Genomic DNA, 1726 nt, shown 5'->3' with positions numbered 1-1726 from the left:
ACCGAGAACCCCGACCTGCCCACCGGTACGCTGGAGGTCTACATCGACGACCTCGAGGTGCTCGGCCCCGCGGGCGAGCTGCCGATGCCGGTCTTCGGCGACCTCGACTACCCGGAGGAGACGCGGCTCAAGTACCGCTTCCTCGACCTGCGCCGCGAGAAGCTGCACGCCAACATCATGAAGCGCGGCGCGATTATCGATTCGCTCCGCCGCCGCATGCGCGAGGGCGGCTTCTTCGAGTTCCAGACGCCGATCCTGACCGCCTCCTCGCCGGAGGGCGCGCGGGACTATCTCGTCCCCTCCCGCGTCCACCCGGGCAAGTTCTACGCCCTGCCGCAGGCGCCCCAGCAGTTCAAGCAGCTCACCATGATCGCGGGCTTCGACCGCTACTTCCAGATCGCGCCCTGCTTCCGCGACGAGGACGCACGCGCCGACCGGTCCCCGGGCGAGTTCTACCAGCTCGACATCGAGATGAGCTTCGTCACGCAGGAGGACGTGTTCCAGGCGGTGGAGCCGGTCCTGCGCTCGGTCTTCGAGGAATTCGCCGAGGGCAAGCGCGTCACCGGCACGTTCCCACGCATCCCCTACGCCGAGGCGATGCTGAAGTACGGCGTCGACAAGCCGGACCTGCGCAACCCGCTGATCATCGCCGACGTGACGGCCGAGTTCGCCCGCGAGGACGTGGCGTTCAAGGCGTTCAAGGGCGTGATCGCGTCCGGCGGCGTGGTCCGGGCCATCCCGGCCACGGGGGCGGCGACCCAGCCGCGCTCGTTCTTCGACAAGCTCAACGACTTCGCCCGCGCCGAGGGCGCGCCGGGCCTCGGCTACATCATCTTCGAGGACGACGGCGGCACGATCACGGGCAAGGGCCCGATCGCCAAGTTCATTCCGGCCGACGTCCAGGCGGCCATCCGCGAAAAGACCGGCACCAAGGCCGGCGACGCGGTGTTCTTCTCCGCCGGCACCGAGGCCAAGGCGGCGGCCCTCGCCGGCAAGGCCCGCATCCGCATCGGCGACGAACTCGGCCTGTCCGACAAGGACCAGTACGCGTTCTGCTGGATCACCGATTTCCCGATGTACGAGTGGAACGAGGACGAGAAGCGGATCGACTTCTCCCACAACCCGTTCTCGATGCCGAACTTCGAGCGCGAGGCGTTCCTGGCCCTCGACCCGGCGGACGCCGAGACCATCCTGAACATCAAGGCGTTCCAGTACGACATCGTCTGCAACGGCACCGAACTGTCCTCGGGCGCGATCCGCAACCATCGCCCCGACGTGATGGAGAAGGCCTTCGGCATCGCCGGCTACGGCCTCGCGGTGCTGGAGGAGAAGTTCGGCGGCATGCTCAACGCCCTGAAGCTCGGCGCGCCCCCGCACGGTGGCATCGCGCCGGGCATCGATCGCATCGTCATGCTGCTCTGCGGCGAGCAGAACCTGCGCGAGGTGGTGCTGTTCCCCATGAATCAGCGCGCCGAGGACCTGATGATGGGGGCTCCGGCCGAGGCCACGCCGAAGCAGCTGCGCGAGCTCCACATCCGTCTCAACCTGCCCGAGAAGGGCGCCTGAGGCCGACCGGCCCCGCGGCCCCGCACCGGGGCGGCGGGGCCGTCCGGGGTGAGGCCGTCCGAGTCGTCCATGCCGAGCGTGATCGCCGTCGTCGTGGCGCATGACAGCGCCGAGCGCCTGCCGGCCTGTCTGAGCGCCCTCGCGGCCGAGCACGTCCCGG

At 69.1% G+C, this 1726-nt stretch carries 1 protein-coding gene; it reads left to right on the top strand.

What is annotated here, in order from left to right; translation table 11 throughout:
• Positions 1-1566, top strand: a 1566-nt coding sequence (gene aspS / locus K2X24_RS10280; protein ID WP_292497521.1) for an aspartate--tRNA ligase, incomplete at its 5' end; no start/stop codon positions are given.
• Positions 1567-1726 lie beyond the last annotated feature (160 nt).

Source organism: Methylobacterium sp., from assembly GCF_019750675.1.
Taxonomy (GTDB): domain Bacteria; phylum Pseudomonadota; class Alphaproteobacteria; order Rhizobiales; family Beijerinckiaceae; genus Methylobacterium.
Note: the sequence above shows the minus strand (reverse complement) of the source record. Positions and strands in the feature narration are given on the sequence as shown.